This window comes from Streptomyces sp. NH27 (assembly GCF_056859195.1).
In genome coordinates, this window is sequence record NZ_JACEGK010000733.1 from 1 (window position 1) to 2,828 (window position 2,828).

4 protein-coding genes are annotated in these 2,828 nt (G+C 69.7%); 2 read left to right on the forward strand and 2 right to left on the reverse strand.

Annotation, left to right across the window (positions count from 1 at the left end):
• The first annotated feature begins 170 nt into the window (after positions 1–170).
• Both AC13HU_RS35115 and AC13HU_RS35120 read left to right on the forward strand, forming a co-directional pair.
• Complete coding sequence (locus AC13HU_RS35115) at positions 171–536, forward strand: nuclear transport factor 2 family protein (protein ID WP_483046048.1); 366 nt, start codon at positions 171–173, stop codon at positions 534–536.
• 378 nt (positions 537–914) lie between these two features.
• The gene (locus AC13HU_RS35120; RefSeq protein WP_483046049.1) at positions 915–1,577 is read left to right on the forward strand and encodes a tetratricopeptide repeat protein; all 663 of its coding nucleotides are present in this window, start codon (positions 915–917) and stop codon (positions 1,575–1,577) included.
• Positions 1,578–1,743: 166 nt separating this feature from the next.
• Here the strand turns inward: AC13HU_RS35120 and AC13HU_RS35125 are convergent, their stop codons facing one another.
• Both AC13HU_RS35125 and AC13HU_RS35130 read right to left on the reverse strand, forming a co-directional pair.
• Positions 1,744–2,280, reverse strand: a complete 537-nt coding sequence (locus AC13HU_RS35125) for an RBBP9/YdeN family alpha/beta hydrolase (protein WP_483046050.1) — start codon at positions 2,278–2,280, stop codon at positions 1,744–1,746.
• A 91-nt stretch (positions 2,281–2,371) separates the two neighbouring features.
• Positions 2,372–2,828, reverse strand: a 457-nt coding sequence (locus AC13HU_RS35130; RefSeq protein ID WP_483046051.1) for a serine hydrolase, incomplete at its 5' end; no start/stop codon positions are given.

The window sequence follows — 2,828 nt, forward strand, 5'->3', positions numbered from 1 at the left end:
GAATCCGCGTGTGCCCCGGCTCGCCCCCGGCGGTGCTTCCGCGTCCGGCCCATTTTGACCTGCCTGACTACCTATACGTGACTGATTCGCCGCCCGCTCCCGCTCCGTACCGTCATGACCAGCAAGAACACGGCACACCTGGTGCCGGTCACTACTTATGGGAGAGCGCGATGAGCGACATCCAGCACCTGGTCGAGCAGTACATCGCCGTCTGGAACGAGACGGACCCGGCCCTGCGCACCTGGAAGATCGCCGAGGTCTTCGCCGAGGACGCCGTCTACACCGACCCGCTCGCGGACGTCGTGGGCCGGGCCGCCCTCGGCGAGGTGATCGCCGGGGCACAGGCCCAGTTCGGCGGCCTGGTCTTCACCCTCGGCCCGGTCGAGACCCACCACAACATCGCCCGCTTCACCTGGGAGTTGGGCCCCGCGGGCGGCGAGTCGCTCGTGGTCGGCTTCGACGTGGTGTCGGTCGGCGCGGACGGCCTGATCCACCACGTCCTCGGCTTCCTCGACAAGGTCCCGGCCGGCGCCTGACCCGCATCCGGCCTCAGCGAGTGCTGAGGTAGAGCAAGAAGGCGGCCACCACAATGGCCACCAGCGTGACGACGATCACTGCCGCGCCGTCCGGCTTCCCCCCGGTCGCGCGGACGGGACCCTGGCCGGCCGAACCCCCCGCGCCAGGGTCCCCGTCGTACCCGCTGTGATGGCCGTGGTGGCCGTGATGCCCCCCGTGATGGCCGCCGCCATGCCCGGAGTCACTGTGTCCGCTGTGCCCGGAGTCGCCGTGCCCGCCGCCGCCGTCCATAGGTGCCTCCCGGGAGTTGGGTTCCACGCGGTCGACGCGTGACCGTGTGGGTACTACGACGGGCCGGCGCCCGACTTCGGTTCCGACCCGTCACTACGCTGGGCCGTATGGGTGATCTCATCGGCAACGGGGAACGACTCCACCAGGTCGCGCAGTTGTACGAAGCAGCGACGTTCGGCGGCGACCGGACAGCACCCGCACGGGCCGAGCGGATGCTGGACGGGCTGGCGGCGGACCTGGCGCTCGCACGCGGCAAGACCCTGCACGCACGGTATCTGGCGGAGCGAAAGGAGGTGGTCGAAGGGCAAGAAGGAGAGCTGTTCCAGCAGGCGGTGACCCTCTACCGTGCACTCGGCGACGTCCGCGGCGAAGGCGAAGCCCTCTTCTGGCTCGGCGCCTGGCACCAAGTGGTGCGGGAGGCATACGGCGAGGCGGTGCCGTGCTTCCAGCGGTCCTACGAACTGGCCGAGTCGGTGGGCGACCGACTGACCCTGTCGTACGCGACACGCCACCTGGGGTTCGCAGCGGAGGCGGCCGGCCACCTGGACGAGGCCCGCACACGCTTCGAGCAGTCGGTGCGGTTGCGCGAGGAATTGGACCTCCCCGCAAGCGTGGCCGCGGCCCAGCTCGCACTCGCCGAGTTCCTGTGGCACTCCTCCAGCGACCGCGACTCGGCCCGGCAACTGCTGGACCAGGCCCACACGACGGCAACGGAGTGCGGCGCGGCCGGCGTGCTGCAGTGGATAGCCGACGCCCGGACCCGCATGTAGCGGACTTCGGCGCCGCGGAAAGCCGCATGCGCCTGCCCAGATCATCAACGCCCTTAATCAGCAGCCCACTTGAGCGCTCAGCCCCTCCACCACACGAGCCACCAAGCGGCCGAGCCACCACCCAACCCCGTACGACCTGGTGCACGTTGGGCGGTGGATCAGGTCGTCAACCAATCAGCCGATCCAGCAACTCGAATGTCTCGTACGGCTGGTCGTAGTCCCCGAAGTGCCCGTCGTCCCGCACGATCTGGGTGCCGCCCAGCCGCTCGAACATCGCGCGGCCCTGACGGTCATCACAACCGTACGGATCCTGACGCGAGTTGATGAAGTACAAGTCCCGAACATGCGACCTGATCGCCGCCCAGTCGTACGCGTCCTGCAACACCGGCTCCTGCGACTCGTTCGGCCGCGTCGCATACCCCGCCACCAGCACCGCCTGCGCCACCTCCACCCCGATGTGCTCCAGCACCGCCAACACCAGCGCGGCACCGCCGGAGTGCCCCACCAGCACCGTTTCCTCATCGAACCGCTGCCCCGCCAGCACCTTCGGCAGAAACGTCCCGATCGGCTCCACGTTCAACTCCGGATAGTGCGGAATCTCCACGGAATACCCCCGCTCCGCCAACCTCCGTCCCAGCCACGGATACCAGGCCACCCCCGGATTCGCCCCGGTCCCGTGAAACACCACCGCGTTCCGCCCCATGTCCCGCTCCCTCCTCGCCCCACCGCAGCCCGATCCGCCACCGTACCGGCGGCCGCGTCCAGAACGGACCTTCCGCCGCGGAAGCGTGGGCTCAGGCGGCGAAGTCGTCGACCGCCTGTGCGATGTCGTCCCCGGTCAGGGGCTGCTGCATGTCGCTGAGCAGCCGCGCCAATGCGGGCAGGGAAGTCTCCTGGTTGGCGAGGGCCACGCTCACGTAGTCCCGGTCCGGAACCATGACCATGGCGGACCGATAGCCGGGCAGCCGTCCGTTGAGGTACATCTGGCCCGACGGCCCCAGCGCCCACCCGAGCCCGTACGTCATGGGGTCGTCGGGCCTGGTGCGCGGACGGCGGATCTCCTCCAGAAGCGCCCGATCCGCAAGCAAGCCCTCGCCGACGGCCAGGAGTTCCGACACCGACGACCACCACCCCCCGCTCGGCCGGCGCGTGCGCGGGTAGCCGCCCAGCGGAACGTCGACCGTACCGGTCCACCCGGCGATCGACGCCGCCGAGACATCGAAACCCGTCCTGACCAGCCCCCACGGCTCC